Source organism: Pseudoalteromonas sp. SD03 (genome assembly GCF_040937955.1).
In the GTDB taxonomy this organism is placed as follows: Bacteria; Pseudomonadota; Gammaproteobacteria; order Enterobacterales; family Alteromonadaceae; genus Pseudoalteromonas; species Pseudoalteromonas tetraodonis.
Map to the genome: position 1 here is coordinate 1,087,752 of NZ_CP162514.1, position 18,017 is coordinate 1,105,768.

The 18,017-nt window shown below is 39.8% G+C and carries 15 protein-coding genes; 5 read left to right on the forward strand and 10 right to left on the reverse strand.

What is annotated here, in order from left to right; genetic code table 11:
• Positions 1-22 precede the first annotated feature (22 nt).
• From ABZP26_RS05060 to ABZP26_RS05080, 5 genes are all read right to left on the reverse strand, one after another.
• Positions 23-505, reverse strand: coding sequence for a polymer-forming cytoskeletal protein (locus ABZP26_RS05060; RefSeq protein ID WP_036956838.1), 483 nt, complete (start codon positions 503-505; stop codon positions 23-25).
• Positions 495-1,658, reverse strand: a complete 1,164-nt coding sequence (locus ABZP26_RS05065; protein ID WP_016899427.1) for a M23 family metallopeptidase — start codon at positions 1,656-1,658, stop codon at positions 495-497. The genes ABZP26_RS05060 and ABZP26_RS05065 overlap by 11 nt, the downstream gene beginning before the upstream one ends.
• A 142-nt stretch (positions 1,659-1,800) precedes the next feature.
• Positions 1,801-3,114 (reverse strand): fumarylacetoacetase, encoded by a 1,314-nt coding sequence (gene fahA, locus ABZP26_RS05070; protein ID WP_028835398.1) that lies wholly within the window; start codon positions 3,112-3,114, stop codon positions 1,801-1,803.
• A 197-nt stretch (positions 3,115-3,311) separates the two neighbouring features.
• Positions 3,312-4,358 (reverse strand): 4-hydroxyphenylpyruvate dioxygenase, encoded by a 1,047-nt coding sequence (gene hppD / locus ABZP26_RS05075; RefSeq protein WP_016899429.1) that lies wholly within the window; start codon positions 4,356-4,358, stop codon positions 3,312-3,314.
• A 540-nt stretch (positions 4,359-4,898) separates the two neighbouring features.
• Positions 4,899-6,398, reverse strand: a complete 1,500-nt coding sequence (locus tag ABZP26_RS05080; protein ID WP_036956839.1) for a peptide MFS transporter — start codon at positions 6,396-6,398, stop codon at positions 4,899-4,901.
• A gap of 743 nt (positions 6,399-7,141) precedes the next feature.
• Here ABZP26_RS05080 and tyrR point away from each other — a divergent pair.
• Together tyrR and ABZP26_RS05090 are read left to right on the forward strand one after the other, a co-directional pair.
• Positions 7,142-8,698, forward strand: a complete 1,557-nt coding sequence (gene tyrR / locus ABZP26_RS05085) for a transcriptional regulator TyrR (protein ID WP_013464456.1) — start codon at positions 7,142-7,144, stop codon at positions 8,696-8,698.
• A gap of 112 nt (positions 8,699-8,810) precedes the next feature.
• Positions 8,811-9,347, forward strand: coding sequence for a thioesterase family protein (locus ABZP26_RS05090; RefSeq protein ID WP_016899430.1), 537 nt, complete (start codon positions 8,811-8,813; stop codon positions 9,345-9,347).
• A 53-nt stretch (positions 9,348-9,400) separates the two neighbouring features.
• On the opposite strand, the gene ABZP26_RS05095 is transcribed toward ABZP26_RS05090, so the two are convergent.
• Positions 9,401-10,054: an OmpW family protein gene (locus ABZP26_RS05095; protein ID WP_368485429.1), complete on the reverse strand. Its 654-nt coding sequence runs from the start codon at positions 10,052-10,054 to the stop codon at positions 9,401-9,403.
• 273 nt (positions 10,055-10,327) lie between these two features.
• On the opposite strand from ABZP26_RS05095, the gene ABZP26_RS05100 reads away from it, so the two are divergent.
• A complete protein-coding gene (locus ABZP26_RS05100) occupies positions 10,328-11,746 on the forward strand; it encodes an MATE family efflux transporter (RefSeq protein WP_368485430.1) in 1,419 nt (472 codons plus the stop codon).
• A 71-nt stretch (positions 11,747-11,817) separates the two neighbouring features.
• Positions 11,818-13,023: a succinyl-diaminopimelate desuccinylase gene (gene dapE, locus ABZP26_RS05105; RefSeq protein ID WP_368485431.1), complete on the forward strand. Its 1,206-nt coding sequence runs from the start codon at positions 11,818-11,820 to the stop codon at positions 13,021-13,023.
• Positions 13,024-13,106: 83 nt separating this feature from the next.
• Here dapE and ABZP26_RS05110 read toward each other — a convergent pair whose 3' ends face one another.
• On the reverse strand, positions 13,107-14,837 hold the full coding sequence (locus ABZP26_RS05110) for a lysophospholipid acyltransferase family protein (protein WP_024602838.1): 1,731 nt from the start codon (positions 14,835-14,837) through the stop codon (positions 13,107-13,109).
• Between the two features lie 160 nt (positions 14,838-14,997).
• Here ABZP26_RS05110 and ABZP26_RS05115 point away from each other — a divergent pair, with 160 nt between their 5' ends.
• Positions 14,998-15,918, forward strand: coding sequence for a glyoxylate/hydroxypyruvate reductase A (locus tag ABZP26_RS05115; protein WP_024602837.1), 921 nt, complete (start codon positions 14,998-15,000; stop codon positions 15,916-15,918).
• A 257-nt stretch (positions 15,919-16,175) separates the two neighbouring features.
• Here ABZP26_RS05115 and smrA read toward each other — a convergent pair whose 3' ends face one another.
• The 3 genes from smrA to ABZP26_RS05130 form a co-directional block, all read right to left on the reverse strand.
• Positions 16,176-16,757 (reverse strand): DNA endonuclease SmrA, encoded by a 582-nt coding sequence (smrA, locus tag ABZP26_RS05120; RefSeq protein ID WP_020476932.1) that lies wholly within the window; start codon positions 16,755-16,757, stop codon positions 16,176-16,178.
• Positions 16,758-17,152: 395 nt separating this feature from the next.
• Positions 17,153-17,398: a hypothetical protein gene (locus ABZP26_RS05125; protein ID WP_013464466.1), complete on the reverse strand. Its 246-nt coding sequence runs from the start codon at positions 17,396-17,398 to the stop codon at positions 17,153-17,155.
• A gap of 106 nt (positions 17,399-17,504) precedes the next feature.
• Positions 17,505-17,924, reverse strand: a complete 420-nt coding sequence (locus tag ABZP26_RS05130) for a hypothetical protein (protein WP_244186375.1) — start codon at positions 17,922-17,924, stop codon at positions 17,505-17,507.
• Positions 17,925-18,017 lie beyond the last annotated feature (93 nt).

Below are 18,017 nucleotides of genomic sequence, written 5' to 3' on the forward strand. Positions count from 1 at the left end.
CTAAACCATTTTTTGTTCAGGTTTAACTTTTTGCAGTAGACGACTTGTTTACAAACGAAAGGCCACTGTCTTCATTATCAACAATGGCTTTTACATCGTTAACCGGTTTTGGTTTATCTTTAGCATGCTCAATGACTTCTTTTTCAAAGCGCTGCTTTAAACTACCTTCAATAATCGCACCGGCTTCTATGCTTAGTGTGTCATGAAAAATATCGCCAAGGACATGGGCATTATTTTCGATCTTCACTTCGTTTGCATTTAAAGAGCCTATGATTTTACCTTTAACAACAACGCTGCTAGCCTCAACAACGCCTTCAACAACACCGGAGGAGCCGATAACTAAATGCTCAGCTTTAATATCACCGTCAATACGTCCATCGAGTTGCACTTCACCTTGGCTAACTAAAGAGCCCGTAATACGCACATCGTTAGAAATAATTGAGGGAGTATGACTCACTCGCTTGATTGATGAGTCCGTTTTTGCTTGTTTATTTTTACCAAACACGAGAAAGCGCCTTTGTTATTTTTAGTGGATTGACATGCTTGTCGTCTATTAATACTTCATAGTGTAAATGAGTACTTGTACTTCTTCCGGTACTGCCCATTAAACCAATGACATCGTGCTTTGCAACAACTTGGCCTTTTTTAACATTAACTTTGTTTAAGTGACCAAAGCGCGTTACAACGCCATTTTTATGTTCTAATTCAATAAAGTTACCATAACCACCATTGCGGCCAGCTCGGCGTACCGTTGCATCGGCAGGGGCAAAAATTTCTGTTTTATGCCAGCCAGCTAAATCAACGCCTTTATGAAATGCGCGTCTTTTATTCATGGGATCTTTTCGAAGCCCAAAGTTGCTCGAAATATAATATTTTGCGGCAGGTAAGGGTAATGTGTTCGGCAAGGCGGTTAAAAAGTTTTCTAGCTGATTTAAAACAAGCAACTTATCGGCAATGGCTAAAAATGTATTGGGTATTTTACTTTCATCAAGTATGTCCAGCGGGCCACCTTGCGCCGTTGTTTGTGCCGCTAAGGCGAGGTGCTGTGCAAGTGCATTTTCAAGACCTGTGTCTTGCAATATCTCTAAAATAGCGTCGTGGCGTTGATTAATTTGCGCAGCTAATAAGGTAAAATTAGTATCGTATTGTTCATTTAGTAAAGTATAGCGCTGCTCAAAACTGGTGGCGCTATTATGGGCATGTTTGTTTTGTGACTTGTCATCTTCGAGCGGCTCATGGAATTCGCTCTCACTCTCATTTATAGGGGAGGAGTCAAGCTCACCCTCTAATTTAATGGCGTCTTTGCTAATAGAAGCAGGCAATGATTCAATCATACCTTGTAATAAAGCTTGTTTTTGTTCTAGTTCAGCTAACTGTTCTTGTTGTAATGCATAGCGTTGCTGCTGCTGCTTTACTTTTTGTTGCCACTGCGCTTGCTTATCAAGTTGAGTTTGTTCGATATGAGATATTTGGTGTGTTTGCATATACACACGAATACTAGAGACACTCATCCACACAATAGCGGTGATAATAATAGCGAGTACAGAAACTTGTAACCATGGTGCCAAAACCACATGCTTTACTTCGCCATTTTGGCGAATAAGCAGCTGGCGAGCTGGGAAGTTTTTATGAAAAAAAGATTTTATGAATACAGACATGTCACATATTTACTGGCTATTAACGGATTCAAGATAGCAATTTCAACTAAAAAAGCCAGAAAAAAATTGTAACTATGGCTTAATTAATAAAAAAGGGCGGCTTATTCGGCCACCCTTTTTTACTAGTTTATTGATTTTACAATTATTTTGCTGGCAATACCGTACTCTCCACGCAGCCGAAGCCAATACGTGCAAAACCTTCTTTTTCACACCAGCCACGCATTATCACGTTGTCGCCGTCTTCTAAGAAGCTACGCTGTTCGCCGTTGCTTAAGGTAATTTTTTCTTTACCACCACGAGAAAGCTCAAGTAATGAACCGGCTTCTTCATGAGTTGGGCCTGATTGCGTTCCAGAGCCCAGCATGTCGCCTGGCATAAAGTTACAACCGTTTACCGTATGGTGAGTCACCATTTGTGCCACAGTCCAGTAAGAATGCTTAAAGCTAGATTTAGACACTTGTGTTGGATTGTAGCCTTCATCACGCATTTTTTGTGTTTGAATTTTAACATCCATTTGAATATCAAATGCGCCTTGATCACGGTTAGCCGTTGATTCTAAATATTCCAATGGTTGCGGATCATTTTCATCACGCGTCCAGCTTGTTCTAAATGGTGCAAGTGCTTCGGTAGTTACAATCCATGGTGACACGGTTGATGCAAAGTTTTTTGCTAAAAATGGACCAAGCGGTTGGTATTCCCATGCTTGTAAATCACGTGCTGACCAATCGTTGAAAACACAAAAGCCAAACACATGTTTTTCAGCATTTTCAATGGCAATAGCATCACCCAGCTCATTACCCTTACCCAAGTAAATACCCAGTTCAAGCTCGTAATCAAGACGCTTACACGGACCAAATGAAGGTACTTCTGCGTCTGGCGCTTTAGTTTGTCCTTTAGGGCGATGGAACTGCTGACCAGATACGCCAATAGATGACGAACGACCGTGATAACCAATCGGTACCCACTTGTAATTCGGTAGCAGTGGGTTATCAGGGCGGAATAAACTACCTACGGCCGTAGCATGATAAATCGAGGTGTAAAAGTCGGTGTAATCGCCAATGCGACACGGCAGAGCAAATTCAATCTCGCTTTGCGCAATAAGTGCGTGTGTAAGTTGTTCTTGATGCTCAGAACCTTCACGTAATGCTTTCGATAATGCTAAACGTAGGGCTGACCAATATTGCTCACCCAGACCCATAAACTCATTTAGTGTAGGTTTACTTGCTGCAGCAATGGCGACTTGAGCATCGCCACTAAAAATAGCGAGTTCATTTACTTTTGCTAAATCAATAACCTGATCGCCAATGGCAACCGCGCCTCGGAAAGCTTCGTTGCTATTTTTGCGACGTACTTCGGCAAAAGGTAGATTTTGGATAGGGAAGTCACATTGTGCATCATTCGCTGATGCAACCCAGCTAGTTAAATTTATATCATGGGTTTCGTTAATTAAACTCATTACATTTCCTTTGGTTTAGTTGGTCGCGCATATCAATTTATTAGATAAGAACATAGCACCAGCAAATTTTAAATATCTACTAGTTATATGGTGATGAAAAGCGCGATTTAAACACGCAAAGAGAGATAAGCTCTCTTAGTTACGATTAAACGACAAAAAGCAGCGAAATACGCTGCTTTTTAGAGTCATAATTTTAATTATAAAACGCCGCGGCGTTCTTGATCTCGCTCGATTGATTCGAACAGCGCTTGGAAGTTACCTTCACCAAAGCCACCATCGTCAACACGTTGAATCATCTCAATGAAGATAGGGCCAAATAAGTTTTTAGAGAAAATTTGCAATAAGTAGCAATCTTCGCTTTGGCTATCAACCAGGATTTGATGCTCACGAATCTTTTCTTTGTCTTCTTTAACCCATGGTACACGGTCAAAAATAGTATCGTAGTACTCAGGGATAATATCTAAAGTGGCGATAGTTGATTTATCTAACTTATCAAGTGAGCTCACTAAGTCATCAGTTAAAAAGGCTAAATGCTGTACACCTGGGCCATTGTATTCGCCTAGGTATTCATCAATTTGGTTATTGTCGTTACCTTTACCTTCATTGATTGGAATAGAGAAAGTGCCACAAGGTGATTTTAATGCATAAGAGAGTAAGGCTGTTTTTTGGCCTTTAATATCAAAGTAGCGCACTTCGGTAAAACCAAACACGTCTTTATAAAAGTTAGCCCATGTTTCCATTGTGCCTTTATAAACGTTGTTAGTTAAGTGGTCGATACGTAAGAACCCTTTATCATTAACGACGTTTTGCTCAGCTAAATCTTCAAAGTCGTTTGCGTAGATAGAGCCTTTATCGCCAAACTGTTCAATAAAGTATATTAAGCTGTCGCCAATGCCGTAAATGGCAGGGTACGGTAAGTCTTTATTTGCCGCATCAGTAGCAGGCTTAGCGCCACGCTCAACCGCTGCTTCAAACGCCGCTTGAGCGTTCTCTACGCGCCAACCCATAGAACAAATTGCTGGGCCATGATTTTTAGCAAATTCAGCTGAAAAACCATCGCGTTCATTATTTAGTAAAAAATGAATATCGTTTTGGTTGTAATAAACAATGTCTTTACCTTTAAATTTTTTTAACTTTGAAAAACCAAAATCGGTAAACACTTTATCCATGTAATCGGCATCGGGTGTTGCGTACTCGGTAAATTCAATACCAACCAAACCTAAAGGGTTATTTACTTCACTCATTATAATTACTCCCGCAATTAAGCACTGCGATTATTAGTTATCGTATTGCCTGCATGATTAACCAGATTGGTGTTTTGGGGAAGAGGGTGTTGTTATTTAGTAAATAGCGCGTGTGTAAATTTTACGAGACGGTTATCAAAGTATGTTGTTTATTTACATACGAGCAGGTGAAAGTAAAAATTAGGTAGTGAGATGAAAGTGCAGGCTTTCTTGTTAAATTATTGATTGTTAATAGTTTAATTTAATTTATTTATATGTGTTTTTAGTTTTTTTGCGCTTAAAAAAGTGCGGTTTTTGTATTTTATTCTTTACACTTTTAATGAGTTTGGTTAGCTGCGATATATATAAAATCAAAGAGTATTGATGGTTTGCTGCTATAAACTCGTTTATGCACAGTGATGAGGGATAAATAATAAACGGCTGAATGTAAAAATTGTGGGGTTTAATCAAGCGGCCATAAAAATACCCCCTGCAGTTAACTACAGGAGGTATTTGATATCATTTATCAAAGCTCATAATTATGCGTGTGATAAATCTAAATTATTGTGTTGGTGCGGTTTGTTCTAAACCTTGTTTTTCCCATATTTTAGCTTTAAAACTCATCAGTACTAAGATGATACCTACACCGATACTAAATAAGGCAATTTGTAGGTAAAGGTTCGGGATTTCTTCAACATTGTTAGGATCAAAGTTACCAGCAAGTAATCCTGAAATAACGTTACCGATAGAGTATGTAAGTACGAATACCCCCATCATTTGACCAGTAAAGCGGCGAGGCGATAATTTACTTACAGCGCTCAATGCAACTGGGCTTAAACAAAGCTCACCCACTGTGTGTAAGAAATACGTAGTAACAAGCCAATAAGGTGCTACTTTTAAGCCTTCAGCGGCATAGTGTGCTGCCATAAACATTACTAAAAAGCCTGAAGCCATAATAACGAGGCCCAACGCACATTTTACGCTGTAAGTAGGCGAGACCATTTTTTTAGATAAATTAATCCAAAAAGCGGCAAAGAATGGCGATAGCGCAATAATGAACAATGAATTTAGAGATTGGAACCAAGTCGTTGGAATTTCAAATGTGCCAACCAGACGGTCTGTATAGTCACGAGCAAACAGATTTAATGAAGAACCAGCTTGTTCAAAGCCAGACCAAAAACAGGCTGAAGCGACACAGACTAAAAATAGCGCCCACATTCTTTGTTTTTCAGCATCGGTTAGTTTGCCTTTGAAGTATATAAGGCCAAAGTAAACGAAAAAGATAACAGTAAATATAACTGCGGTGTACCCTGCAACAATCGATGGGTTAATGACAATAGCACCTGTCATCGCAGCAGCGGTAACACCGGCGGTCGCGATAATAAATGCAGCAATACCGCCCCATGCGCGCGAAGTACCTTTAGGGCTTAATGGGTTAGCAGGTAATGCGCTGTGATCTGGTAAGTTTTTAAGTGTGCGCTTGTATTGAATTAAACCAATACCCATACCAACAGCCGCGGCACCAAATGCCCAGTGCCAACCTACGTTTTCCATAAAGTAACCACACACGTAGTAACCAATTAAAGAACCTAAGTTAATACCCATGTAGTAAATAGCGAAACCACCATCACGGCGCTCATCTTCGTCAGTATAAAGCTGACCAACCATGGCACTGATATTAGGTTTAAGTAAACCAGTACCTGTTGCAACAAAGATCAAACCAATGAAAAATGAATATTCATGTGGCACGGCTAAGATAATATGGCCACACATAATAATAATACCGCCATACCATACTGCTTTTTGGCCACCAAACAATCTATCTGCTAACCAACCACCAGGTAAACCTAAAAAGTATACTGAACCTGTGTATAAGCCATAAATTGCAGCAGCAGAAGCAACGGTAAATCCTAGGCCTTCTTGTTGTAAACTTGCTGTCATAAATAATACGAGCATCGCTCGCATACCGTAGTAACTCATTCGTTCCCACATTTCTGTGAAAAACAGGGTTGAAAGTCCTTTAGGGTGACCAAACCAGCCACTGTCAGAATTTGAACTCATATTTACTTCCTAATTCATTATTGTTTTGATGACCTTGTGGTTTTTTATTTAGCTAAATTTTTACTCATAAAAAGTATAATAAATGCTCGATCATCAGTGTTTTTTATGCAGCTAAGGTAATGGTTTGCTAAACGCAGCTATACGTTTAGGTAAGAGTCACACCCTTATCCTAGTTACAATTGCGCCTAAGTATACATAGACCTTTGTGCGAGGGGAAGCGTTGAGCGCGCTATCATACATCGGTTATGTAATTGTTAAATACCAGTGTGTGAACCCCTATTTGCTGCAGTAAACACCTAAACTTATCAAAAAATATCTTTAACATCATAGGTAACATTGTCATACCAACGTTATCTTTAACACTGTTTAAATACAGCTTGAAAAATAAATAAAAGCTTTGTTTTACGGGTAGTTACAGCTACTAAATTTTTAATAATAGTTAACCTTTACTACTTTAATTTAATAATCACCACTTAGATTAAACATGAGCGAATATTGGCGTATGGACAGTAATGATTCGCTCATTGCAGCATATAATTTATACAAGGCCAGCTTGACTAAATTGAGTTGCAATAACCCCGACTTTTAGTGAACAGCCAAGCTTGAATTCGTTAAGTGCTTGAAAAAGCCCTCTAGTTAGTAAAAAAACATTTTTTCGTCCAAATTTCTTTACAATAAACTATGCTCGTAAACAGAGTTAGCGTATTATTCACGCCAACTAGTTTTTCCTTACCTGAGGGTGTATGCGTTTAGATATTCACTGTGCAGACCGAGTTGGTATTGCTCAAGAGATTCTTAATATTTTAGTTAGCTACAATGTTGACTTAAAGGGGATTGAAGTCGACTCAGTAAATTGTCGTATGTATGTGAGTTTTCCTGAGATTGAATTTGAACAATTTCAAAAAATCATGCCGTCTATTCGCTTAATCGATGGTGTACATGATGTACGCACAACCGCGTTTTTACCGTCTGAACGTGAGCACAACGAACTTAACACCTTATTAAGAGCACTTCCTGATGGCGTTATATCTATTGATGCTAAAGGGTGGGTGCGCCTGTGTAACGACGCAGCCTGCAAAGATTTACAACTCACAGAAAAAGAAGTCACCGGTGCTAATATTAATAATTTGCTCAAAGGCTTTAACTTTACCCGTTGGTTAGAGGGCAAAGAAGTACTGGGGCAAACCACGCGTGTTGAAGTAGCAGGTGAAGATTTTATTGCTGATATTCTGCCTATTGCGGTCCCTCAAGGCAGCGAAGGTGATGTGTTAGCGGGCGCGGTAATTAATATAAAATCGCAAAGCCGTTTAGGTCAGCAAGTGAGTGCTTTTAGGCGTTATGGCCAAGAAAGCTTCGCGACTATTCATAACTTTAGCACGGCGATGCGCCGTGTGGTTCGCGAAGCGCGAAAAATGGCGCAACTTGAAGCTCCCATTCTTATTACGGGTGAAACGGGGACGGGTAAAGAGTTGCTAGCACGAGCTTGTCACTATGCATCTAACCGCTCAGTAAAACCATTTATTGCTTTATCGTGTGCCTCGTTACCAGATGATGTTGCTGAGTCCGAACTATTCGGTTATGCCGGGTATGAAGAAAACGCAGCGCCTAAACGTGGTGTACTCGAACAAGCGGATGGTGGAACGGTATTTTTAGATGAAGTAGGTGAAATGTCGACGCAGCTACAAACTAAATTGCTACGTTTTTTACAAGACGGTACATTTAGAAAAGTTGGCGACGAAAACGAAGTTAAAGTGAACGTGCGTATTATTGCTGCCACGCAAAAAGATTTACCTGCAATGGTTCAAGAGGGCGTATTTAGAGAAGATTTATACTACCGAATTAATGTATTAACACTGGAAATTGCGCCGCTTAGAGATCGTAAAGCGGATGTTGGGCCACTTGCTGAACACTTTATTCAAAAATATGCGCAGCAAAATGGTCATACAGTCCCCGAGTTATCTGAAGAATGTTTAACGTTTTTACAAGATTACCCATGGCCTGGCAATGTACGCCAATTAGAAAACGCGATTTACCGTGCGGTATCGTTGTTAGAAGACAGTGAACTGCGCGTTGAACATTTACAGTTACCTACGTTTACCCATGATTTAGGCTATTTAGAGTCTGATTTTGAGGGCTCGCTTGATCAAGCGGTTAAGCGTTTTGAAGCCACCTTACTGCGTAAGCTTTATCCTGCCTATCCTAGCTCTCGTCAGTTAGCTAAACGCTTGGGACTAAGTCATACTGCTGTGGCTAATAAATTGCGTGATTACGGCATTAACCGCAAAACGGTTAAAGTTTAAAAATAGATACCCAAATATCCTCATTTAGTGATTGATTCCTTGGTTTAAAAACAACCAAAGGAGTCAATCGCTATGATACACTGATAAAAACTCAACTGGTAAGACCTCTACTGTGAACTTATATTTTAGACTACTGCTGTTATTTTTTAAAATTAAACGTAATCGTGACTATCAATCGTTGTTAGATACGGTTGATATAGACTACAAAGCATTACCAAGTGACTGCGATATTAATTTGCATTTAACCAATTCACGCTATTTAGCGATGATGGATTTATCGCGTACCTGGATGACTGAACGGGTTGGTTTGCTTAAGCAAATAATGAAACGTCGTTGGTTTCCTATTGTTAATGCGACAGCTATTACCTACATCCGCGATATTAAGCCAATGCAACGTTTTACTATTAGTACGCGTTTGGTTGGCTGGGATCATAAATACTTTTACATTGAACAAAAGTTTCATTCAGAGCGTGGCTTACATGCCATTGCTTATGTGCGCGGCGTGTTTAAAAGTAAGAAAGGGGTGGTCAGTGTTGAGCATATGCTCGAGGTTGCAGGCTTTGACGGGGTTGCCCCCATTTTACCGGCTGAAATAATTCACTGGAAAGAAATGCTTGAGCAAAAAAAAGTAAATAACTTACCTCGCTAAACACAGGCAAAAAAAAAGGCCTAACGGCCTTTTTAACACACACATAAACGTTATTAAAACGAGTATTTAAGACCAAACATGGCAACAACAGGGTCAAGTGACACGGTTGATGTTAATGCTTTTGCGCCATTAGCATAAACAATCGCATCAGTATCAATATCCATGATAGATACCATAGCGTGTAGGCCCCATTTTTCATCAATCTTGTAGTTAGCACCTACTTGAGCAACAAAACCAAATGAATCATCTAGTTTTACTTCTACATCGTTAGTTCCTAACGTTGCTTTAAGTGCTGCAGAAGGCTGTTCGTCAAAGAACGTCGTATAGTTAATTCCCACACCTACAAACGGACGAAGTGCATAGCTGCTATCTAAAAAGTGGTACTGTGCAACCAGTGATGGTGGTAAATGTTTAATATCAGCAATTTTATTACCAGCTAAACCACCAGTACCTTCTACATCATGAGAAAACGGCGTTGCTGCAATAAGCTCTAATACCCATTGGTCGTTAAATGCGTAATCTACAGTAATACCTAACTGAGTATCTGAGTCGCCTTTTAAGCCTAGAGTGGGTGCTTCGTTGATTTTTGAACCATCGTTATCTGGATTAACATTAATTGCGCCAACATTAACACTAAAGTTAGCGTGTGCTGCAGGAGAAAGAGCCAGTAAAGAAGTAAGTATTGCAATGCTTAGTTTAGTTTTCATGTTGTTCTCCGTGAACTACTGTGTGACTATTTGTTGATTGAGGCTATTATTGCTCGAGGTTAAAAATAAAAACCTGTTCTAGATCAAAGTTTCAAAAGCGGATGAGTAAAGAGCCTCTATTTATTGATTTAGATTAAACTTTTACTTAATTAGTGCTTAAAAATTATTGACTGATCACTTAAATACAAGCCGCAAACGAAGTATTCATAATATAATCAGCTAGTTTTGTTAAACTAAGGCTATGTTCACGGTTTAATAAAAGTAAGCGACCTCATGACTCCCTCTGGTCAACTATTTCTTCAAGGCTCCATTGCTAAAGCGCTGTTGAAATTAGGTATTCCTATTATCCTCATTAATATATTGCAGTCGGCTTATCAGCTTACGGATGCATTTTGGGTTGGGCGATTAGGAGCAACCCAAGTCGCTGCAGTGTCTATTAGTACCCCGATCACTTTTTTAGTCATTGCTATAGGCTCTGGGCTTGCAATGGCCGGTGCTATTTTATCGGCGCAATACATGGGCGCAGGTCAGCAAGATAAAGTGAACCATGTTGCAGCGCAAACGGTGTTAATGGTTGCATTTACCGCCTTAGTGTTAGGGCTACTTGGTTATGTACTTTCCCCATACTTTTTAAAACTGCTAGGCGTTGAGCAGGCGGTTTACAGTGATGCGCTTAAGTTTATGCATGTGTCCTTTATTGGCGTTATTTTTGTGTTTATTTACGCCATGTTCCAATCGCTAATGCGGGGCATTGGGCAAACTAAAGTACCTTTAATCATAGTTAGCACCACCGTGTTACTTAATTTTATTCTCGATCCGCTATTTATTTTTGGTTACGGCCGCTTTGAAGGGCTTGGCGTTATGGGCGCTGCGCTGGCGACTTTGGTTACACAAAGTTTAGCGGCGCTGGCGGGCATTATTATATTTTTACGCGGTCGCCATGGCATTCAATTACAGCTAAAAAGCTTCTATCCCGATTGGCAATATATGAAACGGGCTTTTTTCTTAGGAGCGCCTGGTTCTATTGAATTATCAACACGTGCTTTTGGCTTGATTATCATGTCATTTTTAGTGGCAAGCTTTGGAACCGTTACCATTGCGGCTTATGGCGTGGGCTCTAATATTTTGCAAATGGTGATGATCCCTGCCATGGGTTTATCAATGTCGGTATCAACCTTGGTGGGGCAAAATATGGGCGCCGGCAATATTAAACGGGCTGAGCAAATAACGAAGCTTGCCAGTATGTGGGGATTAATAGGCCTTTCTTTTGTTGGGGGCATTGCTTACTTGTATGCTGATACGCTGGTGGCATTTTTTATTCCCGAAGATAACAGTGTAATAAATAAAGGCGCGCAGTTTGTTCAAGTGATGTGTTTAAGCTGGGGGGGAATTGGTGTTCAGCTTTGTATTGTTGCTGCTTTTCGTGCCTCTGGGAATATGCTTAATGCCATGATTATCGCGTTATTATCACAATGCGTGGTGCAGTTTCCTGCCGCTTATATTCTTTCTAATCACACTTTGCTTGGCGATCAGGGAATATGGTATTCGTTTGCAATTACGAACATAACCATCGCACTGATAGCGTTCGCTTGGTTTATGCGTGGCGCATGGAAAAAAAACAGATTAACCAAAGAAGATAAACACATTGTGCAGGTGACACGAGAAACATTAATAGAAGAGGGCACACGTTAGCCTGTAATTTCATAATGCGGTCATAAAAAGTCGTTGTAATAAATACACTGCTAAAACGAGGTGTGTTTATTATGACAAAAGCTATCAACAAAAAAGTACCCGCGCCGTACTTAACTATTCCACAGTTAAAAACGCTCAGTCACTTACAAACGCTGATCCGTTTTAAGTCAATTACGCCTAATTCCGCAGGTGGTGTTGAGTGGCTGGCACATCAGCTAACTGATTTAGGTTTTAGCATTGAGCAGTTTAGTGCCCATAATGTCACTAATTTAATTGCTAAAATATCTTTTGGAGCAGGTCCTGTGGTGGCATTTTCTGGTCATATTGATGTGGTCCCTGCTGCGCAAGGTGGCTGGTTAGCTGATCCGTTTGATGGAAAAATAATTAATGATGCGATTTATGGGCGTGGTGCCGCTGATATGAAAGGGGGCATTGCAGCCATGCTCAGTGCAACGCAGTCGCTAATACATAGTGCGCAGCAAAAGCAGGGCACCTTGTATTGGTTGATCACCTCTGATGAAGAAGGTGAGGCAGAGCATGGCTCAGTGTTGATTGCGAAACGCCTAGCACAACAAGGTGTTGTACTTGATGGCTGTATTGTTGGTGAGCCTACAAGTCATTTGCAAGTGGGCGACACCATAAAAAATGGCCGACGTGGCGCGCTGTCAGCGCGTTTAACTATTCAAGGAAAAGCAGGACACGTGGCCTATCCTGAAAATACCATCAATGCTGCGCATATCAGCGCTGAAGTAGTGAATAGATTAACCCAAATTGATTGGCTTTTAGATGAGCCAAGCTCAAAAACAAGCTTGCAAGTAACCGGTATTAATATTGATAACGTGCTTGATAATTTAGTGCCTGCTCAATGTAATATTACGTTTAATATTCGCTACAGCCATGGGTATAAAAGTACAGATGTGAAACAGCTGGTACTTACTGCACTGAATGATTTAAACGAATATTTAACGGTGCAATGGGAGCGTCCATGTGAACCTTATTATACAAGCCATCGGTCAGAGCGCTGCTTACTCGCCCAGCTAGAGCAGGCAATATTTAACGTGACCGGAAGCTATCCGGTACTTAGTACCAGCGGCGGGACTTCAGATGGGCGGTTTTTTGCAAGTAAAAACACGCAAGTGATAGAGTGCGGGGTTTTAAATCAGACCATTCATCAAGTTAATGAACATGTGCCCATTAGCGACTTGTTACAAATAGAGAAAATATACACCCAACTATTAGTACATATATTTACTCAGTCTAATAATCAGGGGATTTGATAAATATGAAATTGCCTAAGTTTAAGTATTTAAGTTTAAGCGCCCAAGCTTAGGCGCTTAAGTTAATATTTTAACGGCAAAGCTTAGTTTATTGAGGCGGTGTCTTGCGCTCCCAAATAGCGTTTTGCTTTACTCGGTTTTACTTTCTCAAGGTCGACCAATACCAATCCATCAATACAATTATTAAATTGCGGATCAATACTAAAACTTAAAAACGTTACCCCATTTGGCTCACATAGCTCGGTGTATTGTTTAAATAGTGTGGGTACATGGGTGCCCATATTAGCCAGTATGTGTTTAAGTTCTACAAAGTCTTCTTTGATGTTGTTACCCATAAACAAATTAGTGCATTGAATCTGTTGCTCACGGGTGTGACGAAATGCATTGTTAGGCGTTGCGAGTGACTTTTCAGAGCCATAATAGTGCTGATAATAATGTACCAGTAAGGATTTTGCTTGCTCTGGCAGTGCGTTTGACACACTCACTGCACCAAATAAGTAACGATACTGAGGGTAGCGGTTAATAAAAGCACCAATGCCATACCATAAATAGTCGAGGCTTTTTCTGCCCCAGTATTTGGGTTGTACAAAACTACGGCCTAATTCTATGCCTTGCTTGAAGTATGGCGTCATCTCTTGGGTATAATTAAATAAGCTATCGGTATAAAGCCCACGTTGAGAGTGCTGTTCAATTACATCCTGCGCGCAGGCTAATCTGTAAGCGCCAACTAGTTCGAGTGATTGTGCATCCCATAAGACTAAGTGTTGATAATGCATGTCGTATTTGTCTATATCACGGCGATTGCCACTGCCTTCACCTACTGCACGAAAGGCAATTTCCCGTAAGCGACCCAGTTCACGAAATAACGGTGAGCTGCCTTGGTATTGGTATAAATAAATAACCATGCCATCACTGGTTTTACCTAAATGTTCACAGCTTTCGATGGCTTTTTTTAATTCTTTTTTACACTCTGGTGAGGCAATAGGGGCATGAGTTTTTAGTGGCAGTGTTTTTTTAGTGGTTAAACGGTACAGCTGTTTTCGTATAAGCTCGACCACTTCCTTGTCTTTTAAATCGGGTATTAAATAAGATTCAGGAGCAATGGAGGCGCCTATTTCAAATTCGAGCGATTTTTGGCGCTGTTTAAACATTTCTTTGACTAGTAATAAACTGGCAAGCGGTTTATATAGCATAGAGGCACCGTAAAAAAGCGGGCTGTTTCTGGCTTTTATATGTATGGGTAAAATTGGGCTATTGGCTTTTTTAGCGATACGTAAAAACCCGCTGTTCCATTTACAGTCTTTGATCCCTGTTGGTCGAAGTCGAGAAACTTCACCCGCAGGGAAAATAAGTAATGCTCCTTCATTTTTTAAATGCTGGTGGATATTACTAAGCTCTTGTTTTTTACTTTGCCCCGACAAATTATCAACGGGTAGTAATAATGAATGCATTGCATCAACGGTCATTAGCATTCGGTTAGCCACGACTTTTAAATCGGCACGCACCGTCGATAACACATTAATTAATGCAAGCGCATCTAAGGATCCAATTGGATGATTAGCAATAATGACAATTTTCCCTTCACTGGGAATATTTTCTATTTGTTTTGCTTTGTATCGAGTGTCAAAATCAAGTTCATCAAGTACTTGCTCGACAAATTCTATTCCTTGAAGATGGGGATAAGTTGTTGCAAAGTTTGTAAACTCTTGTTCATGTAATAAGTAGCTAAGGCTCTTTTTTACCAGTTTTTTTATTTTAAATGAGTTAGTTAACTGTGGTAAGTTAGTCGCAATTACTTTATCTACACTGATCATACGCACCTCTTTTTTATACTAGGCTAAAGCCAATATGTTTAGCTTAGAGTGCGGATATGACAATACGCGGTCAGTTGTGTGACTTTTTAAAACCGTTTACATACTATTGAATTGAACCATATCAGTACTATTATTCAGGGTTACTTTTTAAGGAATCATCATGTCAGTTTTGGTGGCTATAACAGGCCGGGACAACACAAAATTAATAGCAAAAATGCAATCACGATTGCCTAGTATTCGAATTGAAGAACTTGATGATTGCCAAAATTTAGAGAGTGTAGAGTTCGTTTTAGCGTGGAATGCGCCTGCATCACTGTGGCCCACGTTACCAAACCTAAAGGCTGTGTCATCATTTGGCGCTGGCGTTGATAGCATTGATTTAAGTTTATTACCTGCGGATGTAGAGGTCGTGCGTATTGTTGATAAACAGTTAGCCAACGATATGGCTGAATACGTACTTACCCATGTATTAGCACAAAAATTGCGATTAAAAGAATATGCAATAAAGCAACAGCAAAGTATATGGAAACCTAAAAGAGCGCATAAACATAATCAAGTAAGCATTTTAGGGTTTGGCGAACTAGGTCAAGCATGTGCACATAGGCTGGTTAATAACGGTTTTAACGTAAATGCTTGGAGCCGAAGCCCTAAAACATCAAACATTGCGACACTCTATCATGGTGATGACGGCTTAACACAGATGCTTGCGCAAACCGATTATTTAGTATGTTTATTACCGCTTACCAGCAGTACCCAAGGCATTATTAATAAACAGTTACTTGAGCAACTGCCTGAACATGCTGTGGTGATTAATGTGGCCAGAGGTGGGCATATAGTAGAAGCTGATTTACTTGATGCACTTAACAATACACGTATACGCGCAGCAACGCTTGATGTGTTTGCCAGTGAACCACTGCCAAGCGAACACCCTTATTGGTTGCATCCAGGTATTACTTTAACACCGCACTGTGCTGCGTTGTCAGATCTGGATAGTGTTATTGAACAAATAGCAGAAAACATTTTGCGTTTAAAAGCGAAACAGCCATTAATAAATTGCATTGATAAGCAGCAAGGTTATTAATTGGCAGTTGTTGGCCTTCAAGGATTAAAATTTGTTTAATTTTTAACAGAAACAGCTTGTTAACATTTGTAATTTTTATTATTGTTAAAAACAGTTCTAACAATAATAAAAAAATAGGATGAATTATGAAACCCAATCAAGGGGGCGCAAAAATTAGCATCGTGGTTGTATCTATCATTATATTAGGAATATCTGCCTGGTTTAATCAAGCCAATGCGGCAGCGCTGCTGATCTGACCCTTATTTTCACAGCAAGATTTAGCTACGCTTGCTGTGTATTTCTCTATTTTGATGCTTTTTATCATCACTTTTCTTCAATAAAACATACGTCGCACCACTTCCTCCATGCTGCCTAAGTGCAGTATGAAACGCTAAAACGCATGGAATTGTTTGTAACCACTGATTTACGTAACTTTTTAATATCCCTGGCTTGGTTTTATTTTTAATACCTATGCCATGGCGAACGAGTACCATTCTTATATTTCGCTGATGGCAGTCTTGAACAAAGGCTAATAATGATGCGTGTGCATTTTTTAAAAGTTGCCCATGTAAATCAAGCGTCGCATCAAGCTGATATTTCGCTAATCTTACATTTTTAAAAACCGCGCTTTGTACGCCCTCTTTTTTAAAGCTTAATATGGCAAATGGATCGAGTAATTCAAGTGGTTCATCCAACGGATTGAACTGTTCAGAGACTAAATCTGATTGTGCTGCTTTATTTTTTTCTTGCTGGGCGATGACCGCTTTATGGTTTTTAGGTGGTAAGGTCACAGTGTCATGCGTTATGGGGGTAACATCTTCCATAGAAGATAAGAATAAATCGAAATCTGACAATGGCATGGGCTTATCTCAAATTAGGCAAGGGTCTGTTGACCTTTGCGGATTAAAATTTGTTCAAAATAGAGGCGGTTTAATCGCGGCGCGAGGTTTGTAACCTAGTGGGCTAAGTAAAAACCGAGCAACAAAGAGTAAATCGCCCCTAGGTAGAACCCAAAGGGCAGCGCCTGTTTGGCATTGATGCTGCGTTATCACCTATCTATGGGGAATACCACACCACATAGGCTCTGCCTTGCCTAAATACCAAACAGACTGCTGCAAATTTAACCTTGAAAGGTCAACAGACCCTGTTACGAGATAAATTTTAACTTAGTTCAAACCCAGACCCAAGATTTTTAACAGTGAGATATAAAAATGCCCAGAAAAACTGGGCTATAAAATATTCTAAGGGGAAGTAATTAATGCTGAGATACGCTAAATTGCCCAAACGTATAAACTTTGAACAAGTAAAATGTGTTGATCAACACTAAACTCATATTTGAAATAATACTCGACGACATAAGATCTAAGCTAAATGATAGGAATAACAAACCACACGCACTAATCGCAGCAACGCGAAGCAGTGTCAGTTGGTTGATAAAGAATGCACCTAAACCTAGTGCAAGTAGTAATGTATTTAAAAGCCAATCTAGCTCGTTTAGCATGGTCGTTTCAATAGTTCAGTTGTTGAAAAAAGGAGCGCCATTATGTTGATCTTTTGCACAGCTTTCAACCAAGTAATTTTAAATTTTCAGATTAGTTTTTTTAATGCTAAAGGTAGGTCATTAATACCGAAAATAATCCCTCTTCAGCAATAACATGATATTTTTGGCAGCTTTGTGGTTGCTGAAGATCTACACAGAGGTATAGTGTTCTGCGATGCTTATCTAGTCTAGGGTGCAGCGTTGAATCCAGTAGCTTTGGTTTATTGGCAAATAGCCCTGGCCAATAAATACTTTTGCTAACCATGGCTGATTTTTTATAGGTGAGTAAACTAGGCTTTGGCGCTAAAACAAATATAAGTAATAATATCGTGAAAATAAAAAATGCGGTTAGTTTGGCGCCACGTTTTACACCTACTGCGCGCGGGTTTGATTGTGAGCCAAGGTTTGCAGGCTTGTTACTAAGTATTGGTTTAACATAGGCCGCTTTATTTTTTTTGCGACGACTCTTTTTTGTATTTTTCGACATAAAGCAAATCTGGCCTTTTTGGCTTAGCTCTCTATAATAAAGTAAATATTTGTATTTTAAGCAAATCACCAATTTCGCAGACACGGCTTTTAG

What these genes read in the sequence shown, in the direction of transcription:
- ABZP26_RS05130 (WP_244186375.1), bottom strand. Translation starts at nt 17,924, where the DNA reads ATGTCGAAAAATACAAAAAAGAGTCGTCGCAAAAAAAATAAAGCGGCC.
- smrA (WP_020476932.1), bottom strand. Translation starts at nt 16,757, where the DNA reads ATGCCATTGTCAGATTTCGATTTATTCTTATCTTCTATGGAAGATGTT.
- dapE (WP_368485431.1), top strand. Translation starts at nt 11,818, where the DNA reads ATGACAAAAGCTATCAACAAAAAAGTACCCGCGCCGTACTTAACTATT.
- ABZP26_RS05125 (WP_013464466.1), bottom strand. Translation starts at nt 17,398, where the DNA reads ATGCTAAACGAGCTAGATTGGCTTTTAAATACATTACTACTTGCACTA.
- ABZP26_RS05065 (WP_016899427.1), bottom strand. Translation starts at nt 1,658, where the DNA reads ATGTCTGTATTCATAAAATCTTTTTTTCATAAAAACTTCCCAGCTCGC.
- tyrR (WP_013464456.1), top strand. Translation starts at nt 7,142, where the DNA reads ATGCGTTTAGATATTCACTGTGCAGACCGAGTTGGTATTGCTCAAGAG.
- ABZP26_RS05095 (WP_368485429.1), bottom strand. Translation starts at nt 10,054, where the DNA reads ATGAAAACTAAACTAAGCATTGCAATACTTACTTCTTTACTGGCTCTT.
- ABZP26_RS05115 (WP_024602837.1), top strand. Translation starts at nt 14,998, where the DNA reads ATGTCAGTTTTGGTGGCTATAACAGGCCGGGACAACACAAAATTAATA.
- hppD (WP_016899429.1), bottom strand. Translation starts at nt 4,358, where the DNA reads ATGAGTGAAGTAAATAACCCTTTAGGTTTGGTTGGTATTGAATTTACC.
- ABZP26_RS05100 (WP_368485430.1), top strand. Translation starts at nt 10,328, where the DNA reads ATGACTCCCTCTGGTCAACTATTTCTTCAAGGCTCCATTGCTAAAGCG.
- ABZP26_RS05080 (WP_036956839.1), bottom strand. Translation starts at nt 6,398, where the DNA reads ATGAGTTCAAATTCTGACAGTGGCTGGTTTGGTCACCCTAAAGGACTT.
- ABZP26_RS05110 (WP_024602838.1), bottom strand. Translation starts at nt 14,837, where the DNA reads ATGATCAGTGTAGATAAAGTAATTGCGACTAACTTACCACAGTTAACT.
- fahA (WP_028835398.1), bottom strand. Translation starts at nt 3,114, where the DNA reads ATGAGTTTAATTAACGAAACCCATGATATAAATTTAACTAGCTGGGTT.